General features: G+C 71.2%; 17 protein-coding genes. 4 read left to right on the top strand and 13 right to left on the bottom strand.

All coding sequences use genetic code 11. The features are described 5' to 3' along the window. Positions 1-7: 7 nt before the first annotated feature. The 12 genes from ruvB to ybaK form a co-directional block, all read right to left on the bottom strand. Entirely contained in the window at positions 8-1,045 is a 1,038-nt protein-coding gene (ruvB, locus tag EDF24_RS13835; protein WP_123653430.1) for a Holliday junction branch migration DNA helicase RuvB, read from the bottom strand. Next, on the bottom strand, positions 1,042-1,662 hold the full coding sequence (ruvA, locus tag EDF24_RS13840; protein WP_123653429.1) for a Holliday junction branch migration protein RuvA: 621 nt from the start codon (positions 1,660-1,662) through the stop codon (positions 1,042-1,044). Before ruvA ends, ruvB begins: the two co-directional genes overlap by 4 nt. Beyond that, the gene (gene ruvC / locus EDF24_RS13845; protein ID WP_123653846.1) at positions 1,659-2,333 is read right to left on the bottom strand and encodes a crossover junction endodeoxyribonuclease RuvC; all 675 of its coding nucleotides are present in this window, start codon (positions 2,331-2,333) and stop codon (positions 1,659-1,661) included. The genes ruvA and ruvC overlap by 4 nt, the downstream gene beginning before the upstream one ends. Positions 2,334-2,340: 7 nt before the next feature. Continuing rightward, positions 2,341-3,105 carry a YebC/PmpR family DNA-binding transcriptional regulator gene (locus EDF24_RS13850; RefSeq protein ID WP_123653428.1) on the bottom strand — a complete coding sequence of 255 codons (765 nt, stop codon included), beginning with the start codon at positions 3,103-3,105 and terminating at the stop codon, positions 2,341-2,343. Between the two features lie 121 nt (positions 3,106-3,226). Continuing rightward, positions 3,227-3,838, bottom strand: a complete 612-nt coding sequence (gene pdxT / locus EDF24_RS13855) for a pyridoxal 5'-phosphate synthase glutaminase subunit PdxT (RefSeq protein WP_123703608.1) — start codon at positions 3,836-3,838, stop codon at positions 3,227-3,229. Next, positions 3,828-4,754: a pyridoxal 5'-phosphate synthase lyase subunit PdxS gene (gene pdxS / locus EDF24_RS13860; protein WP_123653426.1), complete on the bottom strand. Its 927-nt coding sequence runs from the start codon at positions 4,752-4,754 to the stop codon at positions 3,828-3,830. The genes pdxT and pdxS overlap by 11 nt, the downstream gene beginning before the upstream one ends. Positions 4,755-4,767: 13 nt before the next feature. Then, positions 4,768-5,340 (bottom strand): HIT domain-containing protein, encoded by a 573-nt coding sequence (locus EDF24_RS13865; RefSeq protein WP_123703610.1) that lies wholly within the window; start codon positions 5,338-5,340, stop codon positions 4,768-4,770. Beyond that, positions 5,340-7,307: a threonine--tRNA ligase gene (gene thrS, locus EDF24_RS13870; RefSeq protein ID WP_123704077.1), complete on the bottom strand. Its 1,968-nt coding sequence runs from the start codon at positions 7,305-7,307 to the stop codon at positions 5,340-5,342. The genes EDF24_RS13865 and thrS overlap by 1 nt, the downstream gene beginning before the upstream one ends. A gap of 112 nt (positions 7,308-7,419) precedes the next feature. Then, positions 7,420-7,962 carry an adenine phosphoribosyltransferase gene (locus tag EDF24_RS13875; RefSeq protein WP_123653424.1) on the bottom strand — a complete coding sequence of 181 codons (543 nt, stop codon included), beginning with the start codon at positions 7,960-7,962 and terminating at the stop codon, positions 7,420-7,422. A gap of 47 nt (positions 7,963-8,009) precedes the next feature. Continuing rightward, positions 8,010-8,243 carry a hypothetical protein gene (locus EDF24_RS13880; RefSeq protein WP_123653423.1) on the bottom strand — a complete coding sequence of 78 codons (234 nt, stop codon included), beginning with the start codon at positions 8,241-8,243 and terminating at the stop codon, positions 8,010-8,012. A gap of 527 nt (positions 8,244-8,770) precedes the next feature. Continuing rightward, complete coding sequence (locus tag EDF24_RS13885) at positions 8,771-11,353, bottom strand: ATP-dependent Clp protease ATP-binding subunit (RefSeq protein ID WP_123703614.1); 2,583 nt, start codon at positions 11,351-11,353, stop codon at positions 8,771-8,773. A 95-nt stretch (positions 11,354-11,448) separates the two neighbouring features. Further along, the gene (gene ybaK, locus EDF24_RS13890) at positions 11,449-11,934 is read right to left on the bottom strand and encodes a Cys-tRNA(Pro) deacylase (RefSeq protein ID WP_123703616.1); all 486 of its coding nucleotides are present in this window, start codon (positions 11,932-11,934) and stop codon (positions 11,449-11,451) included. 65 nt (positions 11,935-11,999) lie between these two features. Here ybaK and EDF24_RS13895 point away from each other — a divergent pair, with 65 nt between their 5' ends. Together EDF24_RS13895 and EDF24_RS13900 are read left to right on the top strand one after the other, a co-directional pair. After that, complete coding sequence (locus tag EDF24_RS13895; protein ID WP_123703618.1) at positions 12,000-12,284, top strand: DUF6412 domain-containing protein; 285 nt, start codon at positions 12,000-12,002, stop codon at positions 12,282-12,284. A 57-nt stretch (positions 12,285-12,341) separates the two neighbouring features. Then, entirely contained in the window at positions 12,342-13,091 is a 750-nt protein-coding gene (locus EDF24_RS13900) for a membrane protein insertase YidC (RefSeq protein WP_123704079.1), read from the top strand. Between the two features lie 6 nt (positions 13,092-13,097). Here the strand turns inward: EDF24_RS13900 and EDF24_RS13905 are convergent, their stop codons facing one another. Further along, positions 13,098-13,292: a hypothetical protein gene (locus EDF24_RS13905; RefSeq protein WP_123703620.1), complete on the bottom strand. Its 195-nt coding sequence runs from the start codon at positions 13,290-13,292 to the stop codon at positions 13,098-13,100. A gap of 120 nt (positions 13,293-13,412) precedes the next feature. Here EDF24_RS13905 and EDF24_RS13910 point away from each other — a divergent pair, with 120 nt between their 5' ends. Then, positions 13,413-14,303 (top strand): hypothetical protein, encoded by an 891-nt coding sequence (locus EDF24_RS13910; RefSeq protein ID WP_123703622.1) that lies wholly within the window; start codon positions 13,413-13,415, stop codon positions 14,301-14,303. 269 nt (positions 14,304-14,572) lie between these two features. Then, complete coding sequence (locus EDF24_RS13915; RefSeq protein WP_123703624.1) at positions 14,573-15,937, top strand: MFS transporter; 1,365 nt, start codon at positions 14,573-14,575, stop codon at positions 15,935-15,937. The last annotated feature ends 2 nt before the right edge of the window (positions 15,938-15,939 follow it).

Raw genomic sequence — 15,939 nt, forward strand, 5'->3', positions numbered from 1 at the left:
GGTCGGACTACTCGTCCTCGAACAGGCCGGGCTGTGGGCCGACGCCGCCCTGACCCGGGGTCAGGCCGAAGTGGCGCCACGCCGACGGGGTGGCGATCCGGCCGCGCGGCGTCCGCGTGACCAGGCCGATCCGGACGAGGAAGGGCTCCACCACGGACTCGATGGTCTCGGACTCTTCGCCCACGGAGACTGCGAGGGTGTTCAACCCGACCGGGCCGCCGTCGAAGCGGGTGAGCATCGTCTCGAGCACGGCGCGGTCCAGCCGGTCGAGGCCGTACTCGTCGACGTCGTACAGCTCGAGCGCGCCCTGGACCGCGGCCATGCCGTCCCGGGTGCCGTGCACGAGGGCGTAGTCCCGCACGCGGCGGAGCAGCCGGTTCGCGATGCGGGGTGTCCCCCGCGAGCGGCCCGCGATCTCCCGCAGGGCGAAGCGGTCGAAGTCGAGGTCGAGCAGGTGCGCGGCACGGATGAGGACCTGTTCGAGCTCGTCGCGCTCGTAGAACTCGAGGTGCGCGGTGAAGCCGAAGCGGTCGCGCAGCGGGTTCGGCAGGAGGCCCGCCCGGGTGGTGGCACCGACGAGCGTGAACGGCGCGAGGTCGAGCGGGATGCTGGTCGCACCCGCACCCTTGCCCACCATCACGTCGATCCGGAAGTCCTCCATCGCCAGGTAGAGCATCTCCTCCGCCGAGCGCGCCATCCGGTGGATCTCGTCGATGAAGAGGACCTCGCCCGGCATCAGCGACGACAGCACCGCGGCGAGGTCGCCGGCGTGCTGGATCGCCGGCCCGCTCGACATCCGCAGCGGGCGGCCCGACTCGTGCGCGACGATCATCGCGAGGGTCGTCTTGCCGAGCCCGGGTGGCCCCGCCATCAGGATGTGGTCAGGGGTGCGGTCCTGCATCGCCGCCGCCTTCAGCAGCAGGTCGAGCTGCCCGCGGACCTTCCGCTGTCCGACGAACTCCGCCAGGGACTTCGGCCGGAGCGCACCTTCGAAGGCGAGTTCTTCCGGGGACTGGGCGTCGGCCGCGGTGATGCCGCCGCTCATCGACCGGCACCGGTGGGACGGAGCGCGCCGAGCGCCGCGCGGAGCAGCGCCTGGGTGCCCATCGCCGCGACGCCGGGTTCGTTCGCGATCGTGTCGTCGACGGCGCTGCGCGCGGCGTCTTCGCGCCAGCCGAGCCCGACGAGCGCGATGACGACGTCTTCCGAGGCGGGGTGCGCGACACCGGCACGAGCACCGGGGGCAGCGGTCGGGGTCTCGAACGCCGCGAGCTTGCCGGAGAGCGCGACGATGATCAGCTTCGCGGTCTTCGGGCCGATGCCGGAGACCTTGCGGAAGGCGCCGTCGTCGTCGTGCGCGACGGCGTTCGCGATCTGTGCCGGGTCCATCGCCCCGAGGACGCCGAGCGCCGACTTCGGACCGACGCCGGAGACGCTCCGCAGCAGGTCGAACACGCGGAGCGCGTCCGTCGACTCGAAGCCGAAGAGCAGGTGCTCGTCTTCACGGACGATCATCGCGGTGCGCACGAAGACCTCGGCGCCGTGGCGCATGGTCAGCGCGTGCGCGGGGGTGACGGTGACGGCGTAGCCGACCCCGCCGACCTCGATCACGACGGACGATCCGGCGACGTCGATGCAGGTGCCCCGGAGACTCGCGATCATGCCCCGAGCCTACGGGCAGCCGCCGACGTCCCCGACGAGGCGCGCTGCCCGGCACCGGAGCGACCTGCCGCCGCTGCGGCGGCCGCGGCCTGCGCCAACGGCGACGACGTGGACCGTCCACCCGTGCCGGCCTGCGCGTCCCGCCACGCGCGTTGCGCCGGCGTCAGGCTGCCGGACTGCACGCCGACCTGGTCGGGTGCCCCGAGCCTCCAGGCATGGCACACCGCGAGCGCGAGCGCATCCGCGGCGTCGGCCGGCTTCGGTGCCTCCGCCAGGCCGAGGATCCGGGCGATCATCGCCTGGACCTGCTTCTTGTCGGCGTTGCCGTAGCCGGTGACCGCCGCCTTGACTTCCGACGGGGTGTGCAGGCCGACCGGGATCCCCCGGACGGCAGCGGCGTGCAGCGCGAGACCGGAGGCCTGCGCGGTGCCCATCACGGTGCGGACGTTCGCCTGGGCGAACACCCGCTCCACCGCGACGGCATCCGGGCGGTGTTCTTCGATCTGTTCGGCGATCCCGGCGGCGATGAGGACGAGGCGCTGCTCCAGCGCCATGTCCGCCGGCGTGCGGACGACCGTGACGTGCACCAGTCGGGCGCGACGGTTCGGAGTGACCTCGACCACCCCGACACCGCACCGGGTGAGCCCGGGGTCCACCCCGAGCACGCGCAGCACCTGCCTAGTCCTCGTCCTCGTCGAGCTCGGCCTGGACGTCGGCGGGGATGTCGAAGTTCGCGTAGACGTTCTGGACGTCGTCGCTGTCTTCGAGCGCGTCGATGAGCCGGAACACCTTGCGTGCCGTCTCGGCGTCGACCGGGACCTTGAGACCGGGGACGAACTCGGCGTCGGCGGAGTCGTAGTCGATGCCGGCGTCCTGCAGCGCGGTGCGGGCCGTGACGAGGTCGGATGCTTCGGTGATGACCTCGAAGCCGCCGCCCTGGTCGATGACGTCTTCGACACCGGCGTCGAGCACGGCCGTCATGACGTCGTCTTCGGACAGGCCGTCGACCTTCGTCACCGAGATGACGCCCTTGCGGGAGAAGTTGTAGGCGACGCTGCCCGGGTCGGCCATGGTGCCGCCGTTCCGCGACATCGCGGTGCGGACTTCGGCCGCTGCACGGTTCTTGTTGTCGGTGAGGCACTCGATGAGCATCGCGACGCCGTTCGGGGCGTAGCCCTCGTACATGATCGTCGTGTACTCGATCGACTCACCGGTCAGGCCGGCGCCGCGCTTGATCGCGCGGTCGATGTTGTCGTTGGGGACCGAGGTCTTCTTGGCCTTCTGCACGGCGTCGACGAGGGTCGGGTTGCCCGACATGTCGGCACCGCCCATCTTCGCGGCGACCTCGATGTTCTTGATGAGCTTCGCGAACGACTTGGCACGTCGGCCGTCGATGACGGCCTTCTTGTGCTTCGTCGTCGCCCACTTGGAATGCCCGGACACGGTTCTCCTTGCGTCTTGCGGAAAGTCAGGTTGAGTTTACGGCCTGGAGGCTCGGTGCACGTCCGGCGCGCAGGGCCTGTGGACAAGTGGCCGGGCCACGCTGGCGCGCCCCGTGGCCGGGTCAGGCGTTCCGGACCAGGTCCAGGAAGCGGCGGTGGAAGCGGTCTTCCCCCGCGACCTCCGGGTGGAACGCACTCGCGATGACGTTGCCCTGCTGCACCGCGACGACCTGGCCGTCCGACAGGGCACCGAGCACGTGCACGCCGTCACCGTGCTCCTCCACCACGGGTGCGCGGATGAACACCGCGTGCACCGGGGCGTCGCCGAGGTCGGGCATCGGGATGTCGGTCTCGAAGGAGTCGTTCTGGCTGCCGAATGCGTTGCGCCGGACCGTCGTGTCGAGGATCCCGAGGGTCTGCTGGCCGCCGATCGCGTTGGTGATGCGATCGCTCAGCATGATCATGCCGGCGCAGGTGCCGTACGTCGGCAGCCCGTCGCGGATCGCCTCGGACAGGGGCTCCGCGACACCGAACGCGCGGGACAGCTTGTCCATCACGCTCGACTCGCCGCCGGGGATCACGACGCCGTGGAGCGACGCGATCTCCTCCGGACGACGGAGCGGCACCACCTCTGCCCCGAGCGCCGTCAGCGACGCGATGTGCTCGCGGAAGTCGCCCTGCAACGCGAGCACCCCGATGCGGGGTGCCGCGCCGGCCGTCGGACTACCAGCCACGCTCGGCGAGGCGGTGCGGTGCGGGGACGTCGGCGACGTTGATGCCGACCATCGCCTCACCCAGACCACGCGAGACCTCGGCGATGACCTTGGGGTCGTCGTGGAAGGTCGTGGCCTTGACGATCGCAGCAGCGCGGGCCGCCGGGTCGCCGGACTTGAAGATGCCCGAGCCGACGAAGACGCCGTCCGCGCCGAGCTGCATCATCATCGCGGCGTCGGCCGGGGTGGCGACACCACCGGCGGTGAAGAGCACGACGGGGAGCTTGCCGGTCTCGGCGACTTCCTGCACGACGTCGATCGGGGCCTGCAGTTCCTTCGCCGCGACGTAGAGCTCGTCGGGACGGAGGTTGCGGAGCGCCGCGATCTCCTTCGAGATGGTGCGGATGTGCTTCGTCGCCTCGGACACGTCACCGGTGCCGGCTTCACCCTTGGAGCGGATCATGGCCGCACCTTCGGTGATGCGGCGGAGCGCTTCGCCGAGGTTGGTGGCACCGCAGACGAAGGGGGTGGTGAACTTCCACTTGTCGATGTGGTTGAGGTAGTCGGCGGGCGAGAGCACTTCGGACTCGTCGATGTAGTCGACGCCGAGCTCCTGCAGGACCTGGGCCTCGACGAAGTGGCCGATACGGGCCTTCGCCATGACGGGGATCGACACCGCTGCGATGATCTCCTCGATCATCGAGGGGTCGGACATGCGGGCGACGCCGCCCTGCGCACGGATGTCGGCGGGGACGCGCTCGAGGGCCATGACCGCGGTCGCGCCGGCTTCTTCCGCGATGCGGGCCTGCTCGGCGTCGACGACGTCCATGATGACGCCGCCCTTGAGCATCTCCGCGAGACCGCGCTTGACACGGGAGGAGCCGGTGATCGACGTGCCGTTGACGTTCTGGCCGGGGGTGCTGGTGCTGTCGCTCATGATGGCGACCAGTCTAGTGCGCGGCGGGCCAGGCTTCCGCGACGAGCCGACGGGTGTCCCCGAGCAGCTGGGACATCGACTTCGTCCTGGCGATGATCGGGAAGAAGTTCGAGTCGGACTGCCACCGCGGCACGATGTGCTGGTGCAGGTGTCCGGCGACCCCGGCACCCGCCACCTCGCCCTGGTTCATGCCGATGTTGAAGCCGTCGCAGTGCGAGACCTCCCGCAGCACCCGCATCGTGGTCTGGGTCAGCTCGCCGATCTCCCGGAGTTCGTCGGGGGTTGCCTCGTCGTAGAGCGGGGTGTGCCGGTAGGGGCAGACCAGCAGGTGCCCGTTGTTGTACGGGTAGAGGTTGAGCAGCACGTAGGCGTGCTCGCCCCTGGCGACGATCAGGGCGTCCTCGTCGGACTTCGCCGGCGCCTCGCAGAACGGGCAGTCGTCCCGGTGGCCACGGCCTTCCCCGGCCCGGCCGGAGTCGATGTAGGCCATCCGGTGCGGGTTCCAGAGGCGCTGGAAGGCATCCGGGACGGCGGCCTCGGTGGCCGCGTCCCGGATGACCAGCGGATCGTCGTGCTGCTCCGGCATCAGACCTGCGCGCGCTCGCGGATCGCGGTGAGGATTCGCTCCACCGCTTCGTCGACGGGCACGCCGTTGTCCTGACGGCCGTCGCGGAAGCGGAAGCTCACGGCACCGGCGTCACGGTCGTCCCCGCCGGCGATGAGCTGGAACGGGACCTTCTGCTTGGTGTGCGTGCGGATCTTCTTCTGCATGCGGTCGTCCGAGTGGTCGACCTCGGCGCGGACACCGTGGGTGCGGAGCTTCGCGATCACCTCGTCGAGGTAGTCGCCGTACTCTTCCGCGACCGGGATGCCGACGACCTGGACCGGGGCGAGCCACGCCGGGAACGCGCCGGCGTAGTGCTCGGTGAGCACGCCGAAGAACCGCTCGATCGAGCCGAACAGGGCGCGGTGGATCATCACCGGGCGCTGCCGGGTGCCGTCCGCCGCCGCGTACTCGATGCCGAAGCGCTCGGGGAGGTTGAAGTCGAGCTGCACCGTGGACATCTGCCAGGTGCGGCCGATGGCGTCACGAGCCTGGACGGAGATCTTCGGGCCGTAGAACGCGGCGCCGGCGGGGTCCGGCACGAGCTCGAGCCCGGACTCCTCGGCGACTTCCCGCAGGGTGTTCGTCGCTTCTTCCCAGACGTCGTCGTCGCCGACGTACTTCTCCGGGTCCTTGGTGGAGAGCTCGAGGTAGAAGTCGTCGAGGCCGTAGTCGCGCAGCAGCGAGAGCACGAACTCGAGCGTCGTGGTGAGCTCTTCCTTCATGCGCTCCTTCGTCGTGAAGATGTGCGCGTCGTCCTGGGTCATGCCGCGGACCCGGGTGAGGCCGTGGATCACGCCGGACTTCTCGTTGCGGTAGACCGTGCCGAACTCGAACATCCGGAGCGGCAGGTCGCGGTAGGAGCGCGGCTGCGACCGGTACGCCAGGATGTGCATCGGGCAGTTCATCGGCTTGAGGTAGTAGTCGGCGCCCTGGCGGGTGACGTTGCCGTCCTCGTCCTTCGCCTCGTCCATGTGCATGGCCGGGAACATGCCGTCCTTGTACCAGCCGAGGTGCCCGGAGGTCTCGAAGAGGTCGCCCTTGGTGATGTGGGGCGTGTAGACGAACGAGTAGCCGTTCTGCTCGTGCCGACGGCGCGAGTAGTCCTCCATCTCACGGCGGATGATGCCGCCCTTGGGGTGGAAGATCGCCAGTCCGGAACCGATCTCGTCCGGGAACGAGAACAGGTCGAGCTCGGCACCGAGCTTGCGGTGGTCGCGCTTGGCCGCTTCCTCGAGCCGGACCAGGTACGCCTTCAGCTGGTCCTTGTCGGGCCATGCGGTGCCGTAGATGCGCTGCAGCTGCGGGTTCTTCTCGGAGCCGCGCCAGTACGCGGCGGCGACGCGCATGAGCTTCGCGGCGTTGCCGATCCAGCGGGTGTGCGGGACGTGCGGGCCGCGGCAGAGGTCCTGCCAGAGGACCTCGCCGCTCTTCGGGTCGACGTTCTCGTAGACGGTGAGCTCGCCGGCGCCGACCTCGACGCTCTCGCCGGAGTCGCCGTCGGAAGCGGCGCCCTTCAGGCCGATGAGCTCCTGCTTGTAGGGCTCCCCCGCCATCAGCTCGCGGGCCTGCTCGTCCGTGACGACGACGCGACGGAAGCGCTGGGCCTGCTTGATGATGCGGTCCATGCCCTTCTCGATCGCCTTGAGGTCCTCCGGGGTGAAGGGCTCGGCGACGTCGAAGTCGTAGTAGAAGCCGTCGGTGACCGGCGGACCGATCCCGAGCTTGGCGTCCGGGTTGATCTGCTGCACCGCCTGCGCGAGGACGTGCGCGGCGGAGTGGCGCAGGATGTCGAGGCCGTCCTGCTCGTCGAGGGTGACCGGCTCGGCGGTCTCGCCCGCCTGCACTTCGGCAGCGAGGTCCTTGAGGACCCCGGCCACGCGGATCGCGACGACGCCACGGACGCCGTCGAAGAGCTCGGTGCCCGTCGTCGTGGTCGTCGCGGTCACGGGCTCGGGCGCCTGGGGCGCGTCGTCGGGTGCGGGGGCGACTGACTCGGTCACGATGGTGGAACTCCCTCGATCTGGTGGTGGAGCAATGCTAGTCGGCGACCGGGGCCGTTCAGGCCGGGACGACGCCGAGCGTGGTGACGGGCAGGCGCGGCTCGAGGCGTTCGCGGCCGGCGAGCCCGTCGAGCTCGAGCAGCGCGGCGAAGCCGATCGCCTCGTACCCCGCGCGCTCGAGCAGGGTGATGCTGGCGGACGCGGTGCCGCCCGTGGCCAGGACGTCGTCGACGACGAGGACCCGGGTGCCCGCGGGGAGCTGGGCCGGGCGCAGCTCGAGCTCGGCCTCCCCGTACTCGAGCGCGTACTGCTCGCTGAGGACCTCTCCGGGGAGCTTGCCGGCCTTCCGGACCGTGAGCACGCCGACCTGGTGCTGCGCCGCGATGCCGCCGGCCAGGGCGAACCCGCGCGCCTCGATGCCGGCGACGGCCGCGAAACCCGCACCGATCGCGAACGGCGCGGCGAGTGCTTCACACACGCGGCCGAACGCCACCGGGTCCGCGAACACCGGTGTCACGTCACGGAACAGGATCCCGGGCTTCGGGAAGTCGTGGACGATCGCGGTGAGGCGCTGGACGAGGTCGGACGCGGTTTCGGTCATCCCTCAACCGTACGGGCCGCGCCGGCGCCGGCAGCGCGCGGCGGCGCTCAGCGCCAGGCGCGCATCCCGATGCCGAGCATGGCCCACTCGGCTTCCCGCTCGGCGCGCTCGCGCTCGAGCTCGGCCACCAGGGCCGGGTCGACCGGAGGCCGCACACGCCGGGTGCGGCGGCTCCAGATGATGAGTGCCATCCCGACACGGAGCGCGATCCGGTCGGTCAGGGAGACCTTCCGGGGTTCGAGCGTCGTGCCGGGCGGACGGAGGACGGACTTCGTTGACATCGTGGTCACCGTTCGATGAAGAGTGTTTGAACAAAGAGGGCATGGCGAAGAAACCCATGCATGCGAATGAATACGCGAATGGAGAATCGACCCGCAGGTCACGCGGGCCGCGATTTGTGACACGGGAAGCGTCCCAGTGACCACCGACATTTCCGGGTGCATTTCGAGCGCCGCTCGGACGAAGCGCGAACAGCGACTTCGAACGACCGACGGTCAGCTCCCGGAGCAGCGACCGCGAGCAGCGCTCAGCGGTTGCGTGTCAGGTGTGGCGAGGAACGCTCCGCGTCAGCGGGACCCGGCGAACGGGGCACCGGTGATCCCACGGACTGCACGGAACGGCGTCTGCATGGTGAACATTGTTGGCCCCCTTTCGGAGCGGATCGGTGAAGTGGTGCTTGCACAGTAGCGGCATTCTGCGAGACCGCGCAACCTCTTTTTCGGGATGGCGGCAAATTGCACTCCCGAACACACGAGAACGCCCCGGGACCGTGGTGGTCCCGGGGCGTTCATCCATTGTGGGCGACGCGCTATGCGACGACCGGTGCGGTGGCGCGGGCGACGAGTGCGTCCCCGTCCACGGCGATCTGCACCGTGTCACCGGCCTGCACGGCACCGTCCACGACCAGCGTCGCGATGCGGTCGTCGACCTCGCGCTGGATCAGGCGCCGGAGCGGGCGGGCGCCGTACTCCGGCTCGTACCCGTGCTCGGCGAGCCAGTCGACGGCCTCGTCGGACACCGACAGGACCATGTCCTGCGCGATGAGCCGCAACGAGGTCTCCGCCAGCAGCAGCGACACGATGGACCGGAGCTGCGACGGGTCGAGCTTGCGGAACAGCACGATGTCGTCGATCCGGTTGATGAACTCCGGCCGCATCGACTCGCGGAGCTTGCCCATCACCCGCTGGCGCAGGTCCTCGTCCGAGTACCCGCCGTCCGCGGACGCCGAGAACCCGAGGGCGCCGGAGCGCGACGCGAGGAGCTCGGACCCGATGTTCGACGTCATGATCACGACCGTGTTCCGGAAGTCGACCGTCCGGCCCTGGCCGTCGGTGAGCCGCCCGTCGTCGAGCACCTGCAGCAGCAGGTTGAACACGTCCGGGTGCGCCTTCTCGACCTCGTCGAGCAGGATCACCGAGTACGGGTTCCGACGGACGCGCTCGGTGAGCTGCCCGGCCTCGTCGTAGCCGACGTACCCGGGAGGGGCACCGACCAGCCGCGACACGGTGTGCCGCTCGCCGAACTCGCTCATGTCGAAGCGGAGCATCGCCGACTCGTCACCGAACAGCGAGGATGCGAGCGCCTTCGCCAGCTCGGTCTTGCCGACACCGGTCGGTCCGAGGAACAGGAAGCTCCCCACCGGTCGGTCCGGGTCGCCCATGCCGGTCCGGCTGCGCCGGACAGCGGTCGCGATGGCGCGCACCGCGTCGTCCTGGCCGATCACACGCTCGTGCAGCTCGTCCTCAAGGACGGCGAGCCGCGTCCGGTCGCCCTGCGTGAGCCGGGTGGCCGGGATCCCGGTGGCCCGGGACACCACGGCTGCGATGTCGGCCTCCGTGATCGACGTGCCCAGCTGCTCCGGACGGGAGGCACGGGTCGCGTCCGCCGACGAGGCGGCGGTGATGCGAGCCTCCAGTTCGACCATCTGGTCGCGCAGACGGGACGCGTCCTCGTACAGCTCCTCGGCCACCGCGCGGTCCTTCTGGACCGTCAGGTCCGCGACCTCGGCACGCAGCGCGTCGACGTCCACGTCGCCCGAGCGGGCGAGTCGGCGGCGTGCGCCGGCCTGGTCGATGAGGTCGATCGCCTTGTCCGGCAGGTGCCGGTCGGTGACGTAGCGGTGGGAGAGCTCCACGGCGGCACGGAGGGCGTCGTCGGTGTAGGTCACACCGTGGTGGTCGGCGTAGCGCGGCGCGAGGCCGGTGAGGATCGCGACGGCGTCCTCGACGCTCGGCTCCCCCACCGTGACCGGCTGGAAGCGGCGCTCGAGTGCGGCGTCCTTCTCGATGCGGCGGTACTCCTTGAGGGTCGTCGCACCGACCATGTGCAGGTCGCCGCGCGCCAGGCGCGGCTTGAGGATGTTGCCGGCGTCCATCGATCCGCCCTCGCCGCCGCCACCCGCACCGACGACGGTGTGGAGCTCGTCGACGAAGACGATGAGCTCGTCCGCGTGCGCGGCGATCTCGTCCATCGCCTTGGTGAGGCGCTCCTCGAAGTCACCGCGGTAGCGGGTGCCCGAGAGCATGCCGGCGAGGTCGAGTGCGACCACGCGCTTGCCCTGGAGCAGGCTCGGGACGTCGCCGTCGGCGATGCGCTGGGCGAGGCCCTCGACGATCGCGGTCTTGCCGACGCCGGGCTCGCCGATCAGCACGGGGTTGTTCTTGGTGCGACGGAGCAGGATCTCGACGGTCTGCTCGATCTCGTCGGCGCGGCCGATCACCGGGTCGATGCGTCCGTCACGGGCGCGCTCGGTGAGGTCGGTGCCGAACTGTTCGAGCGTCGGGGTGTCGCTCTGCTGCTCGTCGGCTTCGGTGGTGCCGGGCATCGGGCGCCCCTCTCGTGCCGCGTCGGCGGCCTGCTGTGCGTAGGACTGCATGACCGCGGGGGTGACGCCGGCGCCCGCGAGGAGCTGACCGGTGACGGTCTCCTGGTCCATGACGAGCGCGAAGAAGACGTGCTCGGGGTCCGTGTACGTGCTGCCGAAGCCGCGCGCGGCCTGGGTGGCCTCGACGAGGATCCGCTGCGCGGACGGGGTCAGGGCCGGGCGGCCCTCGATGCGCTCGTCGGACGGGGCGGGCAGACGCTGTTCGACCTCGTCGGCGAGGCGCTCGGGGTCGACTCCGCCGGAGCGGATCACGGCGTCGAACGGCTGGGTGCGGATCAGGACGTGCAGGATGTGCAGTGCGTCGATCTCGCGCTGCCCCTGCTCCACCGCGTACTCGGCGGTGTGCTGGAGCATCTCGTGGGTGCGTCGGCTGAGGAGCCGGGTGATGTCGACCGGCCGTCCCAGCGGTACGGATCGCTGGGCGCCGGTGTTCTGGGCTGCGAGGAGGCGGGCGAGGAACTCGTCGAACGAGTCACTGCCGCCGGTCGGGCCGAACGTCTCTGGCAACGGGACCTCCTGGGAACTTGAGTGCCTTCGACTCAATGCAACGCAGGGGGCGCCGGGTCATTCCCGGTCGTCGGAGAAAGTTGCGGCGACCCGACTCAGGTCCGGGCGATCGCCGCGGTGGTCGCGTCGGTGACCGCCTGGAGGTCGCTCGGGGCGATCTCGATGTCGAACCCACGACGACCACCCGACACGAAAATCGTCGGGTACGTCTCCGCCGAGACGTCGAGGACCGTGCGGATCCGGGACCGCTGCCCGACCGGGCTGATGCCACCGACGACGTAGCCGGTGCGCTTCTCCGCCAGGGCCGGGTCGGCAAGGGTCGCCCTCTTCCCGCCGACGGCCGCGGCGATCGCCTTGAGGTCCAGGCGGTTCGCCACCGGGACGATCGCGACCGCGAGGGTGCCGTCCACCGACACCACGAGGGTCTTGAACACCTGCTCCTCGCGGAGTCCGAGCGCGGCTGCGGCCTCTTCCCCGAAGTTGGTCGCCGTCTCGTGGTGTTCGTAGACGTGCGGGGTGAAGGGGACCCCGGCGCGCTCCAACGCGAGCGTGGCGGGGGTGCTCGGGGAACCTGCGCTCATGTCGTGATCATCCCCTGACCAGGGCGTTCCTCCCGAGCGGCACGCGGGGCTACGCTGAACGGACCATGGCCGTCATCGAGGTGTTCCTGCGCGCCGTCGCCGCGCTGCTCCTCGTCGACCCCGCCTCCGGCGCGCTGCCGATGCTCGCACTGGCGGGCCTCGGGGTCGCCGCGGTCGCCGCCGCCGTCCTCGTCGCACAGGTGCTCGCGCTCGTGCTGGGCGTCGCACCCGGTCGCGTCGGGATCCCCGGGCGCCGACCGCTCGACCTGGTGACGCGCATCGCGTGGAGCCACCCCGACGCCGAGGGGCACGCCCGTCCGCGGGCACCGGGAGCCGTCCCCGCGACCTGACACCGATCGGTGCCGGGTCGCTCGCCGACCCCCGTCACCCTCATCGATCGGAACGTCATGGACCTCTCCACCCTGCCCGTCGTCGGACCCCTGCTGCACCTCGGGGCCGACCTGCTCGCCACGCTCTCCGGGGCACTCTCCCCCGTCGCCGGACCGCTCGGGGCCGCGCTCGCCGTCGTGCTCCTCACCATTGCCGTCCGGGCCGTGCTCGTCCCGCTGTCCGTGCTGCAGGTCCGCGCCGAACGGGACCGCCGTCGGCTCGCGCCACAGGTCGCCGCGCTGCGGAAGCGCCACGGGAAGGACGCCGAGCGACTGCAGCGCGCGATGCGGGAGCTCTACACCGCCGAGCAGGTGTCACCGCTCGCCGGGTGTCTGCCCGTGCTCGCGCAGGCGCCGGTCGTGTCGATGCTCTACGCCCTGTTCACCCACGCGAGCATCGCCGGCGCGACGAACACGCTGCTCGAGGCGACGCTCGCCGGCATCCCGCTCGGTCACTCCTTCGTCGCCGTCGTGACCTCGCCGCTGTGGGTGCACGCCTGGGTCGTGGTGCTGCTCCTCGCGGTGCTGGTGGTGCTCGTCGAGCTGACCCGGCGGGCGAACCTGCGGTGGAACCCCGCTGCCGTGCCCGGAGCAGACGGTGCGCCGGACGTGCCCGGGGCTGCGGCGACGGCGGCGATCGGGCGGTTCGCGCCGTTCGTCACGGTCGTGTTCGCGGCGATCGCACCGCTCGCGGCCGCGCTCTACGTCGTCACGAGCGCGGCGTGGACGTTGGCCGAGCGCGCGGTCCTGCGGCCGGCGCTGGCGTAGCGCCGGTCAGCCCTCGTGCTCGGGGCCCTGGTCGACTGGGTCGTACTCGGTGCCGCGACCCTGCTCCTCTTCCGGGAGGGGGTTGTGCCGCTCGGTGCCGCTGCCGCCCGGGTTCGTCGCGACGTAGTCGGCCTCGCCGGAGGTCGCGTCGTGGCTGACCGGTTCGAGGACCTCGGGGTCGGGTTCGCGTGCATCGCTCATGGAGCCGTCGTACTCCCCTGGACTGGGTGCGTGCGACCGGCCGATCCGGTGCGCGCACCGGGGCGCCGAGTGCCACCATTGAACGCGAGAGAGAGCAGCGACCGGGAACCGGGAGTGCGCATGGCCGAGGACGACCGCGACACCGACCTGGAACGAGCGCGCCTGGAACGCGTCGCGTGGGGCTCGGGATCGAGCGAGGCAGAGGCCGCTCGCGCCCGGATCGCGCTCGCGGACCTGGACTCCGGACGGCGCCGGCCTGCACGCGCGGCGGCGGTGGACCCTCGCCCGTCGCGCTCGGGTCCCGCAGAGCCCCGCTCCGCACGCACGGCCTCGGATGCGCCGAGCGCGGACGCGAGCCGACCGGCGGAGGTGCGCGCCGCAATGGAGGCCGACCCCACGCCGGAGCGGCAGCCGATGTCGGAAGGTGATCCGGGCCTCCCGTCCGAGGGCGGTGAACGGGAGCCGCTCCACGAGCCGGCGACCGGTCGGTGGTCGCGGGTCTGGCCACGGGTGCTGCGCGTGGTGCGGAGCGCGCGGGCGCGGCCGTGGCTCGCCGGGGGTGCCGCGGCGGCCGTCGTCGTCGCGTTCGGGACGGGTCTGGCGATCGGGACGGTGCACCCGGTGGCCCCGTCGTCACCGTCGGTCACGCCGACCGCCGGCACCATCACGCTCCAGCAGCTGCTCGACGCCCCGCAGACGTACGCGGACCAGCTGCCCGGGTCGCTCGAGGCGCCGGTGAGCCTGCACACCACGCGGCTCGTGTTCACGAACCGGTCGCTGAGCGGGGACGACGCGGCGACGCCGTGGAACGTGTGGGCCGGGGTCGGGACGGACCGTTCGACGATCTGCCTGGTGGCGACGGCGGACCGGCTGCAGGCCACGAGCGCGTGCTACCCGCGGGAGGACGCACTGCACGGTGCCGTGTCGCTCTCGGCGTCGTCGCTCAGCGGGACGCTGACGGTGAACCTCTCGGGCGGCGGCGTCCGTGGGACGGTGACGAACTCGTTCTGAACGTGCCGGGTGCCCGGTGGCGCGGTCGGCGCGGTCGGTCCGTTCCACGGCGTCCCCACGGTCCGCGCTCAGCGAATTCGTTGGAGCGCTCCTGTGACAATCGCGGAGTCGCGTGCAACACTGGATTGATCGCACTCGCCGTGGAGTGACCACGTACCACCCACCCGCACACCCACAGCGAGCGCGCACAGCCCGACCGACCCGGTCGTGGTGTCGCCGACGTGACGTCCCCGTCGCGCGCTCCACCACGTCCTGAGGAGGTCAGCCCCGTGTCCACGAACACCGCGTCCATCACCACGACCACGTCGTCCGTCTCGACCACCGTCCTGACCTCGAAGTCGATCGTCGGCATCGCCGTCCTCGGCCTCGCCACGTTCTTCGCGATCACCACCGAGCTCATGCCCGTCGGGCTGCTCGGGACGATGAGCTCCGACCTCGGCGTCACCGAGTCGACCATGGGCATCGTCATCACCGTCTACGCCGCGGCCGTCGCGCTGCTCGCACTGCCCCTCACCTCGCTCACCGCGCGGCTCCCGCGGAAGGCCGTGCTCGTCGCGACCCTCGTCGGGTACGCCGTCTCGAACCTGATGGTCGCGCTCGCGCCGTCGTTCGCCGTGGTCTGCGCCGGGCGGGTCGTCGGCGGTGTCGCCCACGCGCTCTTCTTCTCGGTCGCCTCCGCGTACGCCACCCGGATCGTGCCGCCGCGGCTCGCCGGGCGCGCCATCGCGTTCGTGTACTCCGGCAGCTCGCTCGGGTTCGTCGTCGGGGTGCCGCTCGCGACCGGGGTCGGGCAGTCCATCGGGTGGCGTCCCGCCGTCGGCGCCGTCGCGCTCTGCGCCGCAGCACTCGCCGTCGTGGCCTTCGCGTTCCTGCCGTCCGTCCGCGGGACGTCGTCCCCGCACATCGGCTCCCCGAAGGCCTGGGCGCGGACCGGGCTCCTCGCCGTGGTCGTCGCCGACCTGCTGCTGTTCGCCGGGCACTACATCGTGTACACGTACATCGGGCCGTACGTGATCGACGCCGGACTCGCGTCCGGGCTGGTCAGCGGCGCGCTCCTCGTGCTCGGCGGCACCGGCGTGATCGGCCTGTGGCTCGCCGGCATGTTCGTCGACAAGGCCCCGCGGCAGACGCTCATCGCCGCCGTCGCCACGATGGCCGCCGCCTTCGCAGCACTGCCGTTCGTGCACGGGTCCCTCATCGGCACGATGGTGGTCGCCGGCGTCTGGATGGCGGCGAACGGCACGACGGGCACGCTCTTCATGGCCGCCGCGATCCGTACCGGGGGCGTCTCCCCCGACATCGCGGGCGCGCTGGTCAACGGTGCGTCGAACATCGGCATCGCGGGCGGTGCGGCGATCGGTGGGCAGGTGCTCGGGCTGTCCGGGATGCAGACGCTCCCCCTGGCCGGGGCCCTCGTGCTGCTCGGGTCGCTCGGCGTGGTCGTCGCGGCACGCCGGGGCTTCCCGGTGCACTCGGCGCACCAGTCGCACCTGTCGACGTCCTCGATCGAGGCGATCACGTCCTCGCTCGCCGTCGTCACCACGTCCATGCCGGTGATCACCCGGGCGATCCAGACGATGACGGGGTCCGTCGCCACGGTGACGGGCGCGCAGCGGACGCGGCGCGTGCGCTGACG

The organism is Curtobacterium sp. PhB130 (genome assembly GCF_003755165.1).
GTDB lineage: Bacteria > Actinomycetota > Actinomycetes > Actinomycetales > Microbacteriaceae > Curtobacterium.

Coding starts and splice junctions, on each gene's coding strand:
- ruvB (WP_123653430.1), bottom strand. CDS start 1,045: ATGAGCGGCGGCATCACCGCGGCCGACGCCCAGTCCCCGGAAGAACTC.
- ruvA (WP_123653429.1), bottom strand. CDS start 1,662: ATGATCGCGAGTCTCCGGGGCACCTGCATCGACGTCGCCGGATCGTCC.
- pdxS (WP_123653426.1), bottom strand. CDS start 4,754: ATGAGCGACAGCACCAGCACCCCCGGCCAGAACGTCAACGGCACGTCG.
- EDF24_RS13865 (WP_123703610.1), bottom strand. CDS start 5,340: ATGCCGGAGCAGCACGACGATCCGCTGGTCATCCGGGACGCGGCCACC.
- EDF24_RS13875 (WP_123653424.1), bottom strand. CDS start 7,962: ATGACCGAAACCGCGTCCGACCTCGTCCAGCGCCTCACCGCGATCGTC.
- EDF24_RS13880 (WP_123653423.1), bottom strand. CDS start 8,243: ATGTCAACGAAGTCCGTCCTCCGTCCGCCCGGCACGACGCTCGAACCC.
- ybaK (WP_123703616.1), bottom strand. CDS start 11,934: ATGAGCGCAGGTTCCCCGAGCACCCCCGCCACGCTCGCGTTGGAGCGC.
- EDF24_RS13895 (WP_123703618.1), top strand. CDS start 12,000: ATGGCCGTCATCGAGGTGTTCCTGCGCGCCGTCGCCGCGCTGCTCCTC.
- EDF24_RS13900 (WP_123704079.1), top strand. CDS start 12,342: ATGGACCTCTCCACCCTGCCCGTCGTCGGACCCCTGCTGCACCTCGGG.
- EDF24_RS13905 (WP_123703620.1), bottom strand. CDS start 13,292: ATGAGCGATGCACGCGAACCCGACCCCGAGGTCCTCGAACCGGTCAGC.
- EDF24_RS13910 (WP_123703622.1), top strand. CDS start 13,413: ATGGCCGAGGACGACCGCGACACCGACCTGGAACGAGCGCGCCTGGAA.